We start from the raw sequence: 17,638 nt of genomic DNA on the forward strand, positions 1-17,638 counted from the left end.
CCGATTGAAATCCAGCTCGGTCTCTAGACCGAGACAAAGGAATATTACACCAGCCAAACCTGACATGCGTCACGAAACATTACATAAAAGCGTTGACATTGTCAACTCTGACTCATTATAATGATCAACGAATTAGAAAAGTAACATCATTTTATATCCGATAATAAGGGGTTGGCCTACGCAATGGAGTTGTCAGAACTGTCGAGAGGTCTCGATACAATCTGGGTTGTCTTGACAGCGGCTATGATTTTGCTGATGGAGGGCGGCTTCGCTCTACTGGAGGCAGGTTTCGTCCGTCAAAAGAATGCCGTCAGCATCATTATGAAGGTATTCGTTGATATTGCTTTTGGAGCGCTCGTTTTTTATTTTTTCGGCTTCGCTATTATGTACGGCAAAGACGTAAGCGGCCTGTTTGGCTCCAGCGGCTTCCTGCTGAGCGGCGATCTTTCTCATATTGTACTTAATATTTCCAATGAAACGTATTGGCTGTTCCAATGCGCCTTCGTTATAGCGGTCATCTCTATCGTATCCGGAGCCGTGGCTGAACGCATCCACTTCCGTGCCTACATTTTGCTGACGATCGCCATGACCGGACTCATTTACCCGCTCGCGGGCCACTGGGTATGGTCAACGGGCGGCTGGCTTGGCAAGCTCGGCATGATTGACTTTGCCGGTTCAGCTGTTATCCATGCCCTTGGCGGATTTGCCGCTCTTGCTGCTGCCATTTTCGTCGGGCCTCGTATTGGCAAGTTCAGCCCGGATGGCAAGGTGAATATTGTTTCGCCCTCCAATTTGCCGCTCGCATCCGTTGGCGCATTCATCCTTTGGTTCGGCTGGTTCGGCTTTAATGCCGGAAGTACATTAAGCGCGACGAACACCTCCATCGGGCATATCGCCGTAACGACGATGCTGTCCGCTGCAGCGGGTGGAGCCACCTGCATATTGTTTACGATGTTTCGTTATAAAAAAGCCGATCCCCCGATGGTTATTAACGGCTCGCTTGCCGGGCTTGTCGGCATTACCGCTGGCTGCGCATTCGTCTCTGACGGCGCTGCCATCTTCATCGGCTCGATTTGCGGCATTATGATGGTGCTCGCGACGGAATACATGGAAAGCAAAAAAATCGATGATCCTGTCGGCGCCTTCGCGGTACACGGCATTAGCGGCAGCATTGGTACGCTGGCACTCGGGTTATTCGCTAAGCCAGAGCTCGCAAGCGAGGTTGGACAAGGCTATTACGGCTTATTTTATGGGGGCGGCTTGAAGCTGCTAGGTGTACAAGCACTTGGCCTCGTCACCGTATCTGTATGGGGTTTCGTATTCACTTGGGGCGTATTATGGCTTATCCGCAAAATCATGCCGGTTCGCGTCTCCAAAGACGAGGAGCTAATCGGTCTGGACGTTGGTATTCACGGCGTTCCCGCTTACAGCTACGATACGGATTTTCTTGATGTAGACCGCCATAAAAGCAGCAATTGACAGCGGTATAAGTTTACAAAAAACCTCCACAACCCCAGCGATGCCAAGCATCCGGGAAAGTGGAGGTTTTGTTTTATTGAAAAGGATTGAAAATTCTCTTCTATGTCCTATAGCAAATTATAGTAAATCATTCGCCAGCTCAAAGGGAACCGTGACCATATCAGTTGGAGCCGAGCTGCTTTGAATGATGCGTACTTTTTCAATTTCAAGTCTTAGCGCACGAACCTTCTCCATCGGCTTGCGCACGAAATGGATATGCTCTACCGCCAAATGATGATCCGGCTTCTTTCCCGACAACATGCGTCTGAAAGCAGACATCGATTGATAAGCCCTCTCTTCCTTGAGACGGCGATTCTCGTAACGCTCGACCATTTGCTCGATCTCGATAATTTCCTGTTCCTTCTTGGCGATATAAGCGTCAATGAATGGAAGCACCTCAGCAGCTCTGCGATGCTCTGAAGCCGAATAGTTTGTGAATGTTATAGGATCAGTCATGAGAGTTCACCTGTCTTATCATGTGATTATTCGTTACACCGTAATCATACAATAAAACAGGTTCGTTTGAAAACTGTTTTTTATCTCCTCATTTCAATACCCATTCGCCAGGTTAGAGAAAAGGAGCCATAGCGGCTCCTTTTCTCGCTTATTTATTGGGGCAGCGAGTTATTTCTGCTTTTTTTGAGTCGATTTAGCGGCTGTATTGCTCGTTTCATTGTTTTGCACAAATTCTTGTGCAAACTCGGTATTCAGCTTTTGGTTCGATTGAGCTGCTTTATTGTTTTTGTTCTTGGCCATGTTGGTTTTTCACCTCCCCGTCCATGTTAGTATGGCGGGTTATGGCTCTAATATGCATGCTTTTGTTACGATTCAAGGTAAGCCTCGGGCAAGCCTTTTCCAGCTTCAGCAGCCTTGTTTACCTTATTGAGCCAAGCCTGAGACAGCTTGCCGGTGCCTTTGCGAATGACCTCTACCTCCACTGTACGCTTGCCCCATTGCTTGAACACATCAGCCGTCGTCTCGAAATATAAATCGATTCGGCTGCCCTTAATAGCTGATCCCGTATCGGCGACAACACCATACCCGTATCCGGGAATATAGAGCAGGGAGCCAATCGGGAACAGCCTCGGATCAGCCGCAATCGTGGAAACCATATCCCTGCGAACCTTCACGCCCGAATAAGTAATTCCATAGCTCGGATGGCCGGGCCGCTTTCCTGTCGATTCAACTCCGGCGGTGTAGCCCGTTGCGACGACCTTCACTTTATCGTATGCCGATTTTTGCGGCGCTAACTGCTGCTTGACGGTTTGAAGCGGGAGCGCCTCTGGAGCGACTATTGCCGGCATATGCTGCGTCAATGCCGCCTGATCGGGCTTCTTGTCTGGAAATGTCGTTATACAGATCGAAAGCAGTACGAGCGCCGCAATTGCGAGCAGCATTTTTTTATATTGAAAAAAGCTTGTAACCATTTGGGCACTTCCTCCTCTGAAGAAGATTACCCAAGTGGCACAAGCTTTATGCAGACGAGCTGCTGCTAGCTGCTCTTATATTGCCTTTGTTTTGATTTCTTGCTCCAGCAATTCAGCTGTTTCGGCAATCGATTTTGCACCGATATCGCCTTCGCCGCGCTTGCGGATCGAGACCGAGCCAGCTTGCATTTCGTTCTCCCCGACAACGAGCATATACGGCACTTTCTCAATTTGCGCCTCGCGAATTTTGTAGCCAAGCTTCTCATTGCGAAGATCGCTTTCTACGCGAATGCCCGCTTCCTGCAGCTTCTCAGCCACTTCACGCGCATATTCCTCATAAACGGTGGAAACCGGAATAACCTTCGCTTGAATCGGCGACAGCCACAGCGGCAGCGCGCCAGCAAAATTCTCAAGCAGGAATGCCGTCATGCGCTCCATTGTGCTGATGATGCCGCGGTGAATAACGACTGGACGGTGCTTCTTGCCGTCTTCGCCGATGTATTCCAGCTCGAAACGCTCTGGAAGAAGGAAGTCCAGCTGTGCTGTGGACAGCGTCTCTTCTTTGCCCAGCGCGGTTTTGATCTGAACGTCCAGCTTCGGACCGTAGAAAGCCGCTTCGCCTTCTGCCTCGAAAAATGGCAGATCCAGCTCCTCGACAACTTCGCGAAGCATACGCTGCGACATTTCCCACATTTCATCATTTTGGAAATATTTCTCGGTATCCTGTGGATCACGGTACGATAGACGGAACCGATATTCCTTAATGCCGAAATCCTCGTATACCTTGCGAATTAGGTTGACAACACGGGCAAACTCTTCCTTGATTTGGTCCGGACGGCAGAAAATATGCGCGTCGTTCAGCGTCATCGCGCGAACGCGGTGCAAGCCAGTCAGGGCACCGGACATTTCATAACGGTGCATCGTTCCCATCTCTGCAATACGCACCGGCAAGTCGCGGTAGCTTCTCATATCGCTTTTGAAAACCATCATATGATGCGGGCAGTTCATTGGACGAAGAACAAGCTCTTCGTTATCCAGCACCATTTTCGGGAACATATCCTCGCTGTAGTGCTCCCAGTGGCCGGATGTCTTGTAAAGCTCTACGTTAGCCAGTACTGGCGTATATACATGTTCATAGCCAAGACGCTCTTCCATATCCACGATGTAGCGCTCCAATGTACGGCGAACTTTCGCGCCATTCGGCAGCCAGAGCGGCAAGCCTTGGCCAACCTCGCGCGAGAACGTGAACATTTTCAGCTCGCGTCCAAGCTTGCGGTGATCGCGTTTTTTCGCTTCCTCAAGGAAGTGCAAATGCTCATCCAGTTGTGCTTTTTTAGGGAACGCTGTTCCGTAAATACGCTGCAGCATTTTGTTTTTGGAATCTCCGCGCCAGTAAGCGCCTGCTACGCTGAGCAGCTTGAAGGCTTTAATCCGTCCAGTAGACGGAAGGTGAGGCCCACGGCATAGGTCGAAAAATTCGCCCTGATCATAAATCGTAATTTCCGATTCCACAGGAAGATCGCGGATGAGCTCCAGCTTAAGCGTGTCGCCAATATCGGTAAATACGGCAATCGCTTCATCACGGCTGACGACGCGGCGGCGGATGTCGAGATTTTGCTGAACAATTTTATCCATTTCCTTCTCGATTTTCACCAAATCTTCCGGAGTAATCGACTGCTCCATATCGATATCATAGTAGAAGCCATCCTCAATAACGGGACCAATACCGAGCTTAAGATCAACATCGGCATATATGCGCTTGATCGCCTGTGCCATCAAATGCGCTGTGCTGTGACGGTATACTTCCAGTCCATCGGCCGAATCCAAGGTTACGATTTCAACCTTTGCATCTTCGCTAATAGGTGTGTAAACATCAACGGTTTTCCCGTCAATTTTACCGGCAATTGCATTTTTGCGCAGTCCGCTGCTGATTGAGCCAGCCACCTCTTCAATTGTTGTTCCTGCAACATATTCCCTTATTGCGCCATCCGGCAAAGTTACTTTAATCGCCATCGTTATCATCCTTTCATTCGCTAAGCTTCCAAGCTGCTGCGTTCTGAACGCAAAAAAAGCACGCATCCCGCGAAGGGACGAGTGCTTGTAAGCTCGTGGTTCCACCCTAATTCGATTGCTCGCCTAACGCTTATCAGCGTATTTCATCCCGGCTGCAGCCAATCCTTGATTCATCTGGTAACGGAGATTTCCGGTACAGCTTAATGGCGCTTCACTAGTTGAAGCACGTTCGGCTATACAGCTACAAAGGGGTATATTTACATTGATCTGGAAGGAAATTTCAGCCTTGTTTCCTCTCTCTGAACCAGTTGAATGTGTAAATACATGTCTTTATCAATGCCTTTTCATCTTATATCAGCATAATTATAGTCCTGAATAGCAAGCAGGTCAAGCGTTAGGACGCACATTGCCTTAAGCGTCTTTATTATGCGAGGCCTACGACAATCCTTTTCCTTTATAGATGCTGCGGCGGCGTACGCGAACGATCCGATATACGCTGATAGAAAGCAGAATGAGGAAGAGCGGCATCAGCGCCACCCCGCTGCCCTGCCGAGTCGGCACCTCAGCGAAAGCAGCCCCAAGCATCAGTACAGCAAACACGCCAAACATCATAAATCTTCTTCCTTTACGTCCAGTCATCGGTCTCACTCCCTCTTCCTCATTCCTAGTCATCGAACATATCCGCTTCATTAACCTTGTGTTTTTTCCACACCATTTCATAAATGACCGGCATGACGATCAGTGTAAGCAGCGTCGAGCTGAACAAGCCGCCAATAACCGTGATCGCAAGTCCACCTGAAATGAGGCTCGTCGAGGAGCCGGATAACGCAAGCGGAACAAGCGCAAGCATCGTCGCAAAAGCCGTCATTAAAATCGGTCTAAGCCTTGTTCTAGCCGCCTCTACGATCGCTTCAGTAATCGGTATGCCCGCTTTGCGATTTTTCTCCACCCGATCAAGCAGTACGACCGCATTGGTGACGACGATACCGACCAGCATCAGCATGCCAATCATGCCACTCATAGACAGCGACTGGCCTGTCAGAAGCAAGGCGCTCAGTGAGCCAATCGGAATAAACACCAGCGAGGCTAAAATAATAAGCGGTGTCCGCAAGCCTCCGAACGTCATGCTCATAATTATAAACACGAGGCCAATCGCTGCCGCCATGGCGATGCCGAGACTTGAGAACCCGTCATTAATCATTTGCAGGCCGCCGCCTACTTTGAGCTCCACATCAGAAGGTATTGTCAGACTGTCGATATCCGCCTGCACCAGCTTAGTCACTGCCGATACGGCACTGTCATCCTTCACCGTTCCACTGACAAGAGCGTACATTTTGCCATCGTCATGGCTAACCTTGATCCAGGCGTTCTGCTCGGTTATATCTGCGATATCCTTCAGCTTCTTCATGCCCGCTGCAGTAGGAATCTGTATATTTTCGAGCTCTTCCTTAGTGGCAATTTGCTGTTTATACGACAACGTGATTGCTTGTTCCTTATTATCGATTTTGTAAGTGCCCGCATCGACTGGTCGAAGCTGCTCGCCGGTCAGTTGCATAATTAGATAGGGGCTAATATTGGCATCTATTCCGCTTTGGTTAAGGGAAACGACCCATTTAGGCGTTACCTCATCCATATTGTTCGTAATATCCTTCAAATCACTGCTTTCCTTCATTAGCTTTTCGATTTGAATGGCCGTTTGCGCCAGCTTGTCCGCACTGTCCGAATAAATGCTGACATCAATATTGTTACCCGAAGGCGGTCCCTGCTGTTCGCCCGCTTTAATATTGAGCGTCGTGCCTGCCTGCTTCGCAGTGACCACTGCCAGCAGCTCAGTCTGCAGCTTCGAGGTCAACTCCGCCATATCGCTTCCTTCGGTAAATTGAGCCGTGATTGTCGCTTTATTATTGCCGCCGCCAGATAGCAGCGGGTTAGCGCCTGCCCCCCCAACGGAAACCTCGTAGCTCTCTACGTTTTCCAGCTTACTTAAATAGGCCTCCACCTCGCCGCTGACATCGTCCGTCTGCTTCAGGCTGCTTTGCGCTGGCAGGGCAACATCAATAGCTAAGCTTGGAGTCGCACTTGTCGGCAGAAAAGCAACACCAATTAAAGGAATCAAACCCAGCGAGCCTATTAGCAGCACGACAGCAGATCCTAATACGAGCGCTTTGCGCTTCAGTGCGCTGCGGATTATTTTTTCAAAACCATTTGAAAGTCTGCTTTCCTTCGTATGCGGCTTAACGCTTCTGAAAAAGCGGCTGCCCAGCACAGGTATCAGCATCATCGACACTAATAGCGAGATCGTAATGGAGAGAACGACAGCAATCGAAAACGGACGGAAAAACTGTCCAATGATCCCGCTGACAAAAGCGAGCGGAGCGAAGACGACGATCGTCGCCGCCGTGGAAGAGGCTACCGCCCCGATCACTTCGCGGGTCGCTTGGTAGGCTAGCTCCTTGCCGCTCATTTTCTCGCCTTTTTCCTGCCGCCATCTATATATATTTTCTATAACGACGATGCTGTCATCGACGATCCTCCCGACGGAAACCGCGATGCCGCCCAGCGTCATAATGTTAAGCGTGTAGCCCATTTGATCCATAATCGCAATCGTGGCAAAAATAGAAATCGGCAGCGACAAAATCGAAATAATCGTCGCCCTTACATTGCGCAAAAACAGGAAAATAATGAGCACGCAAAACAATGTGCCATACAAGCCTTCACGAATGAGGCCGGATACGGATTCTTTAATTTCCTGTCCTTGATCTACAATGACATGATACTCCAGCTCGCCTTTGCCTTGATAAGTGGTGAGCAGCTCCCTCACATTGTCAGACACATCCGCCGTGTTGGCATCCTGCGTCTTCTGAATCGAGATAACAAAGCTCGGCTCGCCATTAAAGCGGGTAATTTCATTTTGCTCCGATACCGTCTTAATGTCGGCAATATCACCCAGCGTGATAGCAGCTGAGGTGACCGCACCGGCTGAAGCTTCAGAACCAATTGATGCTGCGCCTGACCCGGCAACGTTTCCTAATGCAGAACCTGTGGCACTGCCAGGAGCAGCTTGATTAGCCGCATTGCCCTGCATACCGCCAGCACCCGCTCCACCAGCGCTGCCTGTCGCTGAGCCTGCGGTGCCGCCGCCAGCCGTTGCCGCCAGCTTCAGCTCTTCAAGCTGCTTCAAGGTATCGAGGCTGCCGGTCAACCGGATTGGTATAACCGTCTCTTCCTGCGACACCGAGCCCAGTGGCAGGGCGTAGTCTAGCGCCTGAAGCGCCGTGCGGATGGAGCTGAGCGTAATGCCATGCTGCGCCGCTTTATTTTTATCTACAACAATGCTTAACTCATTCGTCGTACCGCCCTTTAGCGTAACGCTTCCTACTCCAGCTAGCTTTTGCAGCTCAGGCACGATGCTGTTTTGCAGCTCATCAGCTAGCTTTGCCGAATCTCCTTCGGCAGCGAATACAGCCGCTTGATAAATAGGCTGGCTATTTGCCGACAAGCGCTGCACCGTTACACTGGCATTATTGGCAAGCTTCAGCTTGCTGAGCTCAGCTTCAACTTCGCTGTATTTTTTATCCATGTCAGTACCAAATGGGAACTGGATAAAAATACTGGCTGCATTTTCAGCAGAGGTGCTCGTTAACGACTCATAGCCCTGCACACGCTTCAAATGGTCTTCAATGGGCTTTGCAACCTCTGACTCGATCTCCTCCGTAGAGGCGCCAGGCTGAATCGCCTGTACGAACACGGCCGGGAAATCCAAATCCGGAAACGTCTGCTGCTTAATTTGCGTGGAGGCATACAAGCCATACCCCAGCACCAAAACGCATAATAAAATGACGGCAACGCCATTTTTCAAACTAAATTTGGTCAGTCTATTCAAAGTATATCTCTCCTCTCGCTGTATAACCTCCTTCATCATAGCGAGTAATTTTGTACTAATTATGTACAGGGACGCTGGCAGCCCTAATTGGATTTATCTGGAGGAACTAGCGGTAGTACGACTGTCATCGTCGTCCCTTTGCCCATCGTACTCGCTACCCTGATTTCCCCTGCATGGAGCTCGACAATCCGCTTAACAATGGAGAGGCCGATGCCATTTCCGCCAACCGCACGCTCGCGGGCTTGATCTATTTTATAAAAGGGCTTGAAAATATGCTGAAGCTCCTCCTCCGGAATGCCCACTCCGCTGTCAGCAACCGACACGGTCACGCTATGCTGGCTTGCCGCCAAGCTAATTGCAATGACGCTTCCAGCCCCTGTGAACTTAATCGCATTGCTCAGCAGATTCGTCCAAAGCTGGCTCAGCTTATCCTCATCTGCCGAAATAGTTACAGGCTCCAGATCCAGTTCGAGCTTAATGCTTTTGGCGGACCAAAGCGGCTCGCTGGCAATCATGACATCCTTAAGCTGCTCATCCAAACGATATTTGCTCATATTCGGCTGAATTTGGTCATGCTCAAGCGAGGACAGCTTAAGCAAATCCTGCGTCAGCCGTGATAGGCGGTCGCTCTCCTCCTCAATAATGGTGAGCAGGCGAAGACGGCTTTCCTCATCCAGCTTTTTCTGCTTAAGCGCCATAGTGAAGCCTTTAATTGAAGTAAGCGGAGACTGAATTTCATGAGAGACGTCCGAGACGAACTGCCTTCTCACCCGCTCCAGCGAATCGAGCTCCTGGGCCATCTGATTAAAGCTTGCCGTCAGCTCGCCGATTTCATCCTTGCGTTTTGTAGCGAGCCTGATGCTGAAATCGCCTTTCGCCATTTTTCGGGTAGCCGAGGTTAGATGCTTCAAAGGACGCACCATATAGCGGGAGGTCACGATGACGAGAAGTGTACCAATTAATAGAACGAGAATAAGCTGCATGCGGAAATAGCCGAAAGCGAGGTTGGCAACGCCATTCGTTTCAGGCTTTATAAACAAGGCGTAGGCTTGTCCTTCAATTTGAAAAGGGAGCCCGACGACGAGCCGGTCATAATCTTTGTCCGCCCCGCCCCGATAAACACCGCCGCTGAGCACGCTGCGCAAATTTTCCCCATCCACATTCAACTTATGTCCGGCAACCTTGTCGGTTGCGTGAAGCGGTCTGCCTTGTTCGTCATAGACGATAAAGGTGAAAATCGGCAGCGCGGTTATGCCCTCCATTAAAGCATCCAAATTGTTGGGGTACGAATCTTTGTAGGATTCGATTATCGTTTTGCCGCTGACAATTAAATTGTCCTGAACGTAGGTTCGAAGCTTATGACTAAACAGAAAATGGGTCATGAAAAAGCTTAAAATGACGCTCGCCATAACCGATGCGACAAACATAAGAATAAAGCGGACATACAGCGATTTAATCACGATATACCTCCAGCCGGTAGCCAAGTCCCCAGATCGTCACGATTTTGAAATCCTGCTCATACGCGGCAAAACGCTCTCTCAGTCGCTTAACATGCGTATCCACAGCCCGCTCATCGCCCTCGTAATCGTAGCCCCATATTTGCTCAATTAATGAATCACGCTTGAACAGCTTGCCCGGATAGCTCGCCAGCAAAAACAGCAGCTCAAATTCCTTAAGCGGTATGGATTCACTTGAGCCTGTATCCTTATAGCGAATTTGATAGCTCGTTTTATCAAGTGTTACTTGTCCTAAACGCACAATTTGTGAGATTGAAATGCGATATCGCTTCAACAGCGCCTTCACCCGCATCACCAGCTCCATCGGGTCAAAAGGCTTTACCATATAATCGTCGGTGCCCAGCCGAAAGCCTTTAATTCGCTCGGGCGCCTCCCCTTTGGCGGTAATCATCATAATCGGCTTGTCCCCCGCTTCGCGCACTCTTCTGCACAGCTCCCAGCCGTCCATCTGCGGCATCATAATGTCGAGAATAATAAGATCAACCGGATGATTGCTATAGTAGTCCCAAGCGTCTACGCCATTGCTTTGCTCTATAATGTCCATTCCTTCATCTTCCAAAAACAAACGGAGCAGCTGCCGGATATGCGGATCGTCATCCACTACGAGTACGGTCGTCATGCGTGTTCCTTCTTCCCAATTTAAAGTACAGTTCTATGTCATAGTGTAATACACAATTTTGTATTATTTATGTATTTCTTTCATTTGAAAAAAACTCGCCGAATATCGGCGAGCCTGCAGCTAGTTTATTTGGCTAGTTCATCATGCTGATTCATATTACTTACTTATTTTAAGGCTGAGTAACACCATCATTCCATTCCCCCATTGCGTGGGAGCACAACACACAATCACTGCACACCGATACCCGGTTGTCAAAAATCGTTTCAATCGTCCGAATGACCTGCATATCGACATGCTGCGTATGAACGACAATTTGCTTAGGAGACGCGGCAATCAGCGAGCTGATAACCATATCCTCGATGTTCATTTCCGTTTCCAGCATTTCGGCCACCAGGCGGTCGGAATGCGGCTTCGGCTCGAACAATTGAAATTTGTCATTATACAGCATAAAATCATGGTTGCCTTTATGAACCAAATGGACAATGGCGACCTTCGATTGCTGCAGCCCAACAAAATATTTGAGCAGCGAAATAAACTCCTGATATTGCTTATCGAGCACATATTCATCCAGAGCGTATTCCACAATGTCGCCTAGCTCGTGACGATACCCATGAAGCCTGAAGGTAGCGATGCCGCCAAGGTCAAGTCGTGTATTTTCATTCAAATACAGTTCGATTTCTTCGGCTACCTTGAGCTTGCGTCGCTTTCTATCCGCATCCAGAAACTTGGCGTTCAAGCCATCCAGATCGGTATCCTGCATCAGCTGGCTGCAATATTTTTCGATGACGGAGACGTCAGTGGAATGGCCGCCCTGATATTTTTTCTTAATGATGCTAATGAGCATTTCCGATTCCAAATTGGTTACAACATATTCAGCGAGCGCTTTGGCAGCGCGGTGGTACAGTATTTCTCCATGCTTATTCAGTTGAAAATAAGGCGTTGCCGACTGGCACATAATGGTGCCCTCGGACTCCAAATCGAACTGCACCAACTGACTCTGGGGCGCTGCTTCAATATGTAAATCCTCATTCGTATATTGTGCCATTAAGGCCGCTAAGCCAGCTGCCGTTGATTGAAGCTTGGAAGGCAGCGTAACGGTAAACAGTTCCATAAACAAGCCAACCCCTTTCATTCCCCTCATACAGTATATGGCGCACGCAGCAGCGATATACGATGAAGACATTGGGAATGAAGGGGTTGTGAATAAGCCTCAGTTTAAGCAGCAGCTTGTGGTTGCTGAGCTGCCTGTTCATTGCTGCTTCGGCTCATGAGCCATAACGTCAGCCAGATAAGCAGGAAGCCGCTAAGCTGCCCTAACGTCAGCGACTGGCCAAATACGAGCCAGTTAATCAATACGCCAACGGCAGGGAAGGAAAGCTCAGCAAGCGTCGCGTATACAGCTTTAGTTGAGGAAAGCCCTTTGTAATACAGCAGCATGCTGATTAAGCCTGGGAAAAACGCTTGAAACAATAAATTGACGGCAATGAGCGACAGCTGACTGCCTTGTGCGTTCATACTCCATGCGTCGCCGCTTGCGAGCAAAATAACGCTGAGCAGCGGCAGAGCAAGCAGAAACCTAAGGGACGTCACTATGGAAAAGGATAATTTCTTTTGCAGCAAATATTTGCCCATAACGGTCGAGCCACCCCATAATGCCGCCGCGATTATCGAGAAGAGGCAGCTGAGCAAAGCAAGATCATGCAGGCCCACAGTCGGAGATCCAAAGCCGAAGGTCAACAAATACGTGCCTGCCAGCGCCGCCAGCAAAAAGACGAAAAATTTCTGTGGCAGCTTTTCCTTCAGCAAAACTCTGGCGAGCAATATGGCAAATAACGGCTGGAGCTTCTGAAGCAGCAGCACCGCATTGGCGCTCCCATGTGAAAAGGCAGCGGTGAATAATACGGTAGCTACTGCCGAGCCGCCCCAAGAAATAAATAGCAGCGCGCCAATGACACCAATCGACAGCTTGCCGACTAATGTGCGGCGGAATTTAAACAATACAGGCACTGCGTAAAAAGCGAGCAAAATATGCTCAATAAATACAATTTGCGCCGATGTGAAGCTTTTGAGCAATAAAATACGGAACAGCGGGTCAAGCCCCCAAAGTGTCGCCCCAAGCGCCACATACCATATACCGTTTATGCCCGCAATTCGTGATGTTCGCCAGCCCGCTTTCTCGCCAGCCAGCTCTAATGTGTTCTGCAATTCAAAAACCTCCTGAGAAAGTTTTGAATTGAACCTTCTTTTATTATGAAAAAGAAACAATGCCCCTGTCAGCAATCTGACAAGGGCATCATCAACAAACCTGTTAAATGATTGTCATTTAACAAGCTGGTTCTGATCTTCTCCCGTCCGGACTATACCGTCGGCTCTGGATTCTCACCAGATCAGTCCCGGCTGCAAGCAGCCAGGAGTCGCGGGCTCTGGATGCTCCGAACGCATCCTTACCGCCGGTAGGGAATTGCACCCTGCCCTGAAGATTCATATTCGATTAAATCGTATTGTAACACAGAAGATTACAGTTTGAATAGTCTATTTGTGTGGAAAATTGGCATTTGGAATAATATTTTATTTTTCCGATCTATTTTCTTGGATTTTATCTATTCCTCAGCCAAATTTCTAACCAATCTTCTAGCTAACCTTCAGCCGTATCTCTTCCTTTTGCTTTAACTTTTCAAGCAGCAAATCATGCTGAATGCTGTCTTCTTTAATGATGTTTCTCCCTGCGAGAATGAAATAGGTGATCCCGGCTACCATGCATGCAATCACTATCAATTGATGAATCATTTACAAACCATCCCCTTACGGAAAATGTTAACCTTACTTACTTGGCTATTTAACTCGATTAAGACTGGGCGGCGCTTCTTTTCTTTGAACGAGCTCCCGTCAAACCAACGATGATCGAGGCTGCCACCAAAAATACGGTTACCCCCGCAATAATCGCGAAAAAGGACTGATCAAAAGCCGCACGACCTGCTTCTTTTAACGCCTCGGCAGCCTGTGCGGGCAATCCTTCTGCAGCCAGAAGCGCTTCATCCAGGCTGTCTTTCACATTACCCGGAACCTGGAGTCCGGCAGGAATTTTCATAGCCAAGGTGTATACAAGGCCTGACATACTTCCGATGATCGCAATGCCTGACGCTCCCCCCATCTCATAGGCTACTTCCTCAATGGATGCCGCCATCCCCGCATTCTCAGGGGGAGCATAGCTCATAATTGAATGCGATGCTGCTGTCATCCCTGCTCCTAAGCCTGCACCAAGGAGAGCGAGTCCAAGTATCTGCCCAGCAATGCCCGAATCGAATTGCATCAGATACACACCCATTCCCAGAGCCGCAAGCAGAAGGGCTGCGCTTTTAATACGGATCACATCATAGCGATGCAGGATCGCTCCAGTCAGCGGACCCGCAATGAGCGCTGCTAACGGTATGCTTATCGTATACAGCCCTGCTAGGAGTGGACTTAGGCCTTCCACTAATTGAAGACGCTGAGTCACAATATACTGAACCCCCATCTGTGCAAATGTGCCTGCCAAAGCCGTGATAAATGCAGCCGAAAAACCATTTATTTTAAATAACGAAAGATCAATAAGTGGATTTTCGCTGCTATTTTGCCTACGAATAAAGATGATTAAAGCCATAATGCCAATAACAGCTCCTATAACAGCAAAAGTAAGCGACCCTTCACGCCTAGCAAACTCTTTAATGGAATAGATGATTGCCACCATCGCAATCATGATCTGAATCGAACTAATTAAATCCCACTTCTTTTCTTTATTGCCCGGATGATTTGGCACATAGATCAGTGTCAATACGAGCGCAACAATGGCGATCGGAAGATTAATTAAAAACACCGATCCCCACCAAAAATGCTCCAGAAGCAGACCGCCTACGATGGGACCGAGACCTGCTCCTCCAGAAGCAACAGAGCCCCAAATGCCAATCGCCAATCCTAACTCGCGTCCATTTGTAAAGGTGATTCTTATGATGGACAATGTGGCCGGCATCATCATAGATGCACCGACGGCAAGCAGAACCCGTCCCGCCACTAGCACATAAGGATTGGGAGAAAAAGCGGCAAGCAGTGACGCTGCCGTAAAGACGAGCAAGCCGAGGGAGAAGATTTTTTTATGACCCCATCGGTCTCCGAGCGTTCCCATTGCTGGAAGCAGGCCCGCCATGACGAGCGAGTAGCCATTCAATATCCACAATTTTTCCGATGCTGACGCACCGAGATCGTGGGTTAAGCTGGGCAATGCCGTATACAGGATGGTCATATCCATCACAATAAGTAAAAGTGCGCTTGATACGATAACCAGAACCAACCAACGTTTGAATTTAGACATGTTACTCCTCCAGGTATGCAAGTTAACTTGTTTCAAACTTTAAAGTATCGGGTTACCCTATAGTCAAGCTTTAATTGATAGGCTACAATAGGGTTGATTATTTTTGATAGCTTGTAACGGAGGAATGAACGATGTCCGACAGCCGCAGCCTATATTTTACGACCAGTGAATTTGCCAAGACTTGCGGGGTTACCAAACATACCCTGTTTCATTATGATGAGATCGGACTTTTGAAACCAGAATTTATAAACTCAAAAGGTTATCGTTATTACTCCATTCAGCAATGCTACGTACTGGATATTATTAATGTATTGAAAAAAGCGGGGAGCTCCCTGCATGAAATTAAAGGGTTTATTCAGAATCAGAACAACCCACTGCTCATAGAACTGCTCAAACAAAAGCTGCATGACCTAGAGATGGAACAGATTAGAATACAACGAATGCAAAGACTTTTGAAAGGCGCCATTGAAATGTCGGAGCAAGCTGCGGGAACGCTTCAAGATGGTCCGTTCATAGCGGAATGTGACGAGGAATATTTCATTGCCACTCAACTGGAACAGGGCGATGGTGACAAGGAGTTTGCTCACAAATTAAATGAACATCGAACCTACTGCGAAAATCATTTGATTGAAAACGAGTTTCCTATCTGGACCATTTTATGTAAGGATCATTTTGAATCAGGCGATTATTACGGGGATTTCATTGCCAATAAGCTAAAAGCTCCCATACTAGGGGAGAGAATGCTTACCAAGCCTAAAGGTATCTATGTTGTCATGAATCATCGAGGCTCTTATGAAACGATGTCTGAAACGTACGCTATCATAAAAACATATATGGAAAGTAACGGATTGGCCCTATGCGGAAAAGCGTACGCGGTTGAGATGCTCAGCTACATTTCGGTAAAAAATCCGAACGACTATATTATACAACTATCGGTCGAGGTGTCTAAAGTGTGAAATGCTGCTTTTAGAGGCACTAACAAAAAACGCTTGTCTCATATCTATCCCTTAACGGATAAAATATGAGACAAACGTTATTACCTTTAATGATCGAAAACAGTTCCGAATTAGTGGATCGCTAAAACCTAATTTTGCATTACAAAATCCTGCTCAGCCTTGTCGCTTTCATTGTACATCCGCAAAATTTCATAGCGCGTATTGCGCTGCGCCGGAACCTTGCCCGCTTCACGAATGAGCTGCAAAATCAGCTCTATGTTGACCTTGTGCGTCGTGCCCGCAGCGGACACCACATTTTCTTCAATCATCGTACTCCCGAAGTCGTTGCAGCCATAGGCCAGCGAAAGTTTACCCATATCAGGCCCCATCGTTACCCATGACGATTGCAGGTTGTCAATATTGTCGAGGAAAATACGGCTGACTGCCACAATTTTCAAATACTCCTCCGGCTTCGCTTTCTCCATCGGCATCCTCGTGTTGTCTGGCTGGAACGGCCAGGAAATGAAGGCCGTAAACCCTTCGGAGTCGTAGCCATTCGCTTTACACTCATCTTGAACGTCACGAATGCGCAGCAGGTGCAAGGCGCGCTCCTCCATCGTTTCTCCAAATCCATATACCATCGTGGCTGTCGTATTCATGCCATGACGATGAGCAGATTTCATAACGTCGATCCAGTCCGTATAGGAGCCCTTCTTACGGCTAATTTTACGGCGAGTACGATCATCAAGAATTTCCGCGCCGCCGCCCGGCAGCGAATCCAGTCCCGCTTCATGCAGCTGACGAACAACCTCATCCAGCGACAGGCCTTCCGAAACTTCCTTCATCTTCTGAATTTCCGCTGGCGAGAAGGAGTGCATCGTAATGTCTGGGAAGCGCTGCTTGATTTCCTTCAGCAAGTCCGTGTAATAAGTAAAAGGCAAATCTGGATTCGTTCCGCCCTGCATCAAAATTTCCGTGCCATTCACGTCAATCGTTTCTTGAATTTTATTCATAATCGTCTCGTTATCGAGCACATAACCCTCTTTGGAGCCCGGGGCACGGTAAAAGGCACAGAACCTGCAATAAACGTCGCACACATTCGTGTAGTTGACGTTTCTTCCCACAACGAATGTCGTTATAGGCTCGGGATGCTTGCGCAGCATAATTTCATTTGCAACTTTACCCATTTTCTCAATCTCGTCGGATTCGAACATAATAATACATTCTTCCAAGCTTATTCGCTCACCCCGCAGGGCCTTATCCAATATCTGGTCCAACGTTGCCATTACGCAAGACCTCCTTATCTATCGCTGTAGTTTTGATGTTGCGCTTTTTTTCACAAACTAATTAAGTATAGGCTAATTTTATCATACTAAGCTCT

General features: G+C 48.3%; 15 protein-coding genes and 1 riboswitch. Of the genes, 2 read left to right on the forward strand and 13 right to left on the reverse strand.

Features of this window, described 5'->3' with window-relative positions; all coding sequences use genetic code 11:
- Positions 1 to 183: 183 nt before the first annotated feature.
- Positions 184 to 1,479, forward strand: a complete 1,296-nt coding sequence (locus AC50YG_RS20275; protein ID WP_473762095.1) for an ammonium transporter — start codon at positions 184 to 186, stop codon at positions 1,477 to 1,479.
- A 117-nt stretch (positions 1,480 to 1,596) separates the two neighbouring features.
- On the opposite strand, the gene AC50YG_RS20280 is transcribed toward AC50YG_RS20275, so the two are convergent.
- The 12 genes from AC50YG_RS20280 to AC50YG_RS20335 all read right to left on the reverse strand — a co-directional run bounded on the left by AC50YG_RS20280 (position 1,597) and on the right by AC50YG_RS20335 (position 15,322).
- On the reverse strand, positions 1,597 to 1,974 hold the full coding sequence (locus AC50YG_RS20280) for a hypothetical protein (RefSeq protein ID WP_341281596.1): 378 nt from the start codon (positions 1,972 to 1,974) through the stop codon (positions 1,597 to 1,599).
- 168 nt (positions 1,975 to 2,142) lie between these two features.
- Positions 2,143 to 2,274, reverse strand: a complete 132-nt coding sequence (locus AC50YG_RS20285) for a hypothetical protein (RefSeq protein ID WP_341281595.1) — start codon at positions 2,272 to 2,274, stop codon at positions 2,143 to 2,145.
- Positions 2,275 to 2,339: 65 nt separating this feature from the next.
- Positions 2,340 to 2,945, reverse strand: coding sequence for a 3D domain-containing protein (locus tag AC50YG_RS20290; RefSeq protein ID WP_473762097.1), 606 nt, complete (start codon positions 2,943 to 2,945; stop codon positions 2,340 to 2,342).
- A gap of 75 nt (positions 2,946 to 3,020) precedes the next feature.
- The gene (gene thrS, locus AC50YG_RS20295; protein ID WP_341282895.1) at positions 3,021 to 4,958 is read right to left on the reverse strand and encodes a threonine--tRNA ligase; all 1,938 of its coding nucleotides are present in this window, start codon (positions 4,956 to 4,958) and stop codon (positions 3,021 to 3,023) included.
- A 435-nt stretch (positions 4,959 to 5,393) separates the two neighbouring features.
- Entirely contained in the window at positions 5,394 to 5,597 is a 204-nt protein-coding gene (locus AC50YG_RS20300; protein WP_494829085.1) for a hypothetical protein, read from the reverse strand.
- Positions 5,598 to 5,622: 25 nt separating this feature from the next.
- Positions 5,623 to 8,841: an efflux RND transporter permease subunit gene (locus AC50YG_RS20305; RefSeq protein WP_494829087.1), complete on the reverse strand. Its 3,219-nt coding sequence runs from the start codon at positions 8,839 to 8,841 to the stop codon at positions 5,623 to 5,625.
- 83 nt (positions 8,842 to 8,924) lie between these two features.
- Entirely contained in the window at positions 8,925 to 10,301 is a 1,377-nt protein-coding gene (locus AC50YG_RS20310) for a sensor histidine kinase (protein ID WP_494829089.1), read from the reverse strand.
- Complete coding sequence (locus AC50YG_RS20315; RefSeq protein WP_341281590.1) at positions 10,294 to 10,977, reverse strand: response regulator transcription factor; 684 nt, start codon at positions 10,975 to 10,977, stop codon at positions 10,294 to 10,296. The genes AC50YG_RS20310 and AC50YG_RS20315 overlap by 8 nt, the downstream gene beginning before the upstream one ends.
- Before the next feature lie 169 nt (positions 10,978 to 11,146).
- On the reverse strand, positions 11,147 to 12,088 hold the full coding sequence (locus AC50YG_RS20320) for a putative sporulation protein YtxC (RefSeq protein WP_494829091.1): 942 nt from the start codon (positions 12,086 to 12,088) through the stop codon (positions 11,147 to 11,149).
- A gap of 104 nt (positions 12,089 to 12,192) precedes the next feature.
- Positions 12,193 to 13,182, reverse strand: a complete 990-nt coding sequence (locus AC50YG_RS20325; RefSeq protein ID WP_494829093.1) for a DMT family transporter — start codon at positions 13,180 to 13,182, stop codon at positions 12,193 to 12,195.
- A gap of 131 nt (positions 13,183 to 13,313) precedes the next feature.
- A riboswitch (FMN riboswitch) is annotated at positions 13,314 to 13,462 on the reverse strand.
- A 146-nt stretch (positions 13,463 to 13,608) separates the two neighbouring features.
- Entirely contained in the window at positions 13,609 to 13,764 is a 156-nt protein-coding gene (locus AC50YG_RS20330; RefSeq protein WP_473762113.1) for a hypothetical protein, read from the reverse strand.
- A gap of 58 nt (positions 13,765 to 13,822) precedes the next feature.
- Positions 13,823 to 15,322, reverse strand: coding sequence for an MFS transporter (locus AC50YG_RS20335; RefSeq protein WP_494829095.1), 1,500 nt, complete (start codon positions 15,320 to 15,322; stop codon positions 13,823 to 13,825).
- A gap of 131 nt (positions 15,323 to 15,453) precedes the next feature.
- Between AC50YG_RS20335 and AC50YG_RS20340 the strand changes: the two genes are divergently transcribed.
- Positions 15,454 to 16,278: a MerR family transcriptional regulator gene (locus tag AC50YG_RS20340; RefSeq protein ID WP_494829097.1), complete on the forward strand. Its 825-nt coding sequence runs from the start codon at positions 15,454 to 15,456 to the stop codon at positions 16,276 to 16,278.
- Between the two features lie 128 nt (positions 16,279 to 16,406).
- Here AC50YG_RS20340 and mqnC read toward each other — a convergent pair whose 3' ends face one another.
- On the reverse strand, positions 16,407 to 17,543 hold the full coding sequence (mqnC, locus tag AC50YG_RS20345) for a cyclic dehypoxanthinyl futalosine synthase (RefSeq protein WP_341281588.1): 1,137 nt from the start codon (positions 17,541 to 17,543) through the stop codon (positions 16,407 to 16,409).
- Between the last annotated feature and the right edge of the window lie 95 nt (positions 17,544 to 17,638).

This window comes from Paenibacillus sp. J31R34, assembly GCF_059383715.1.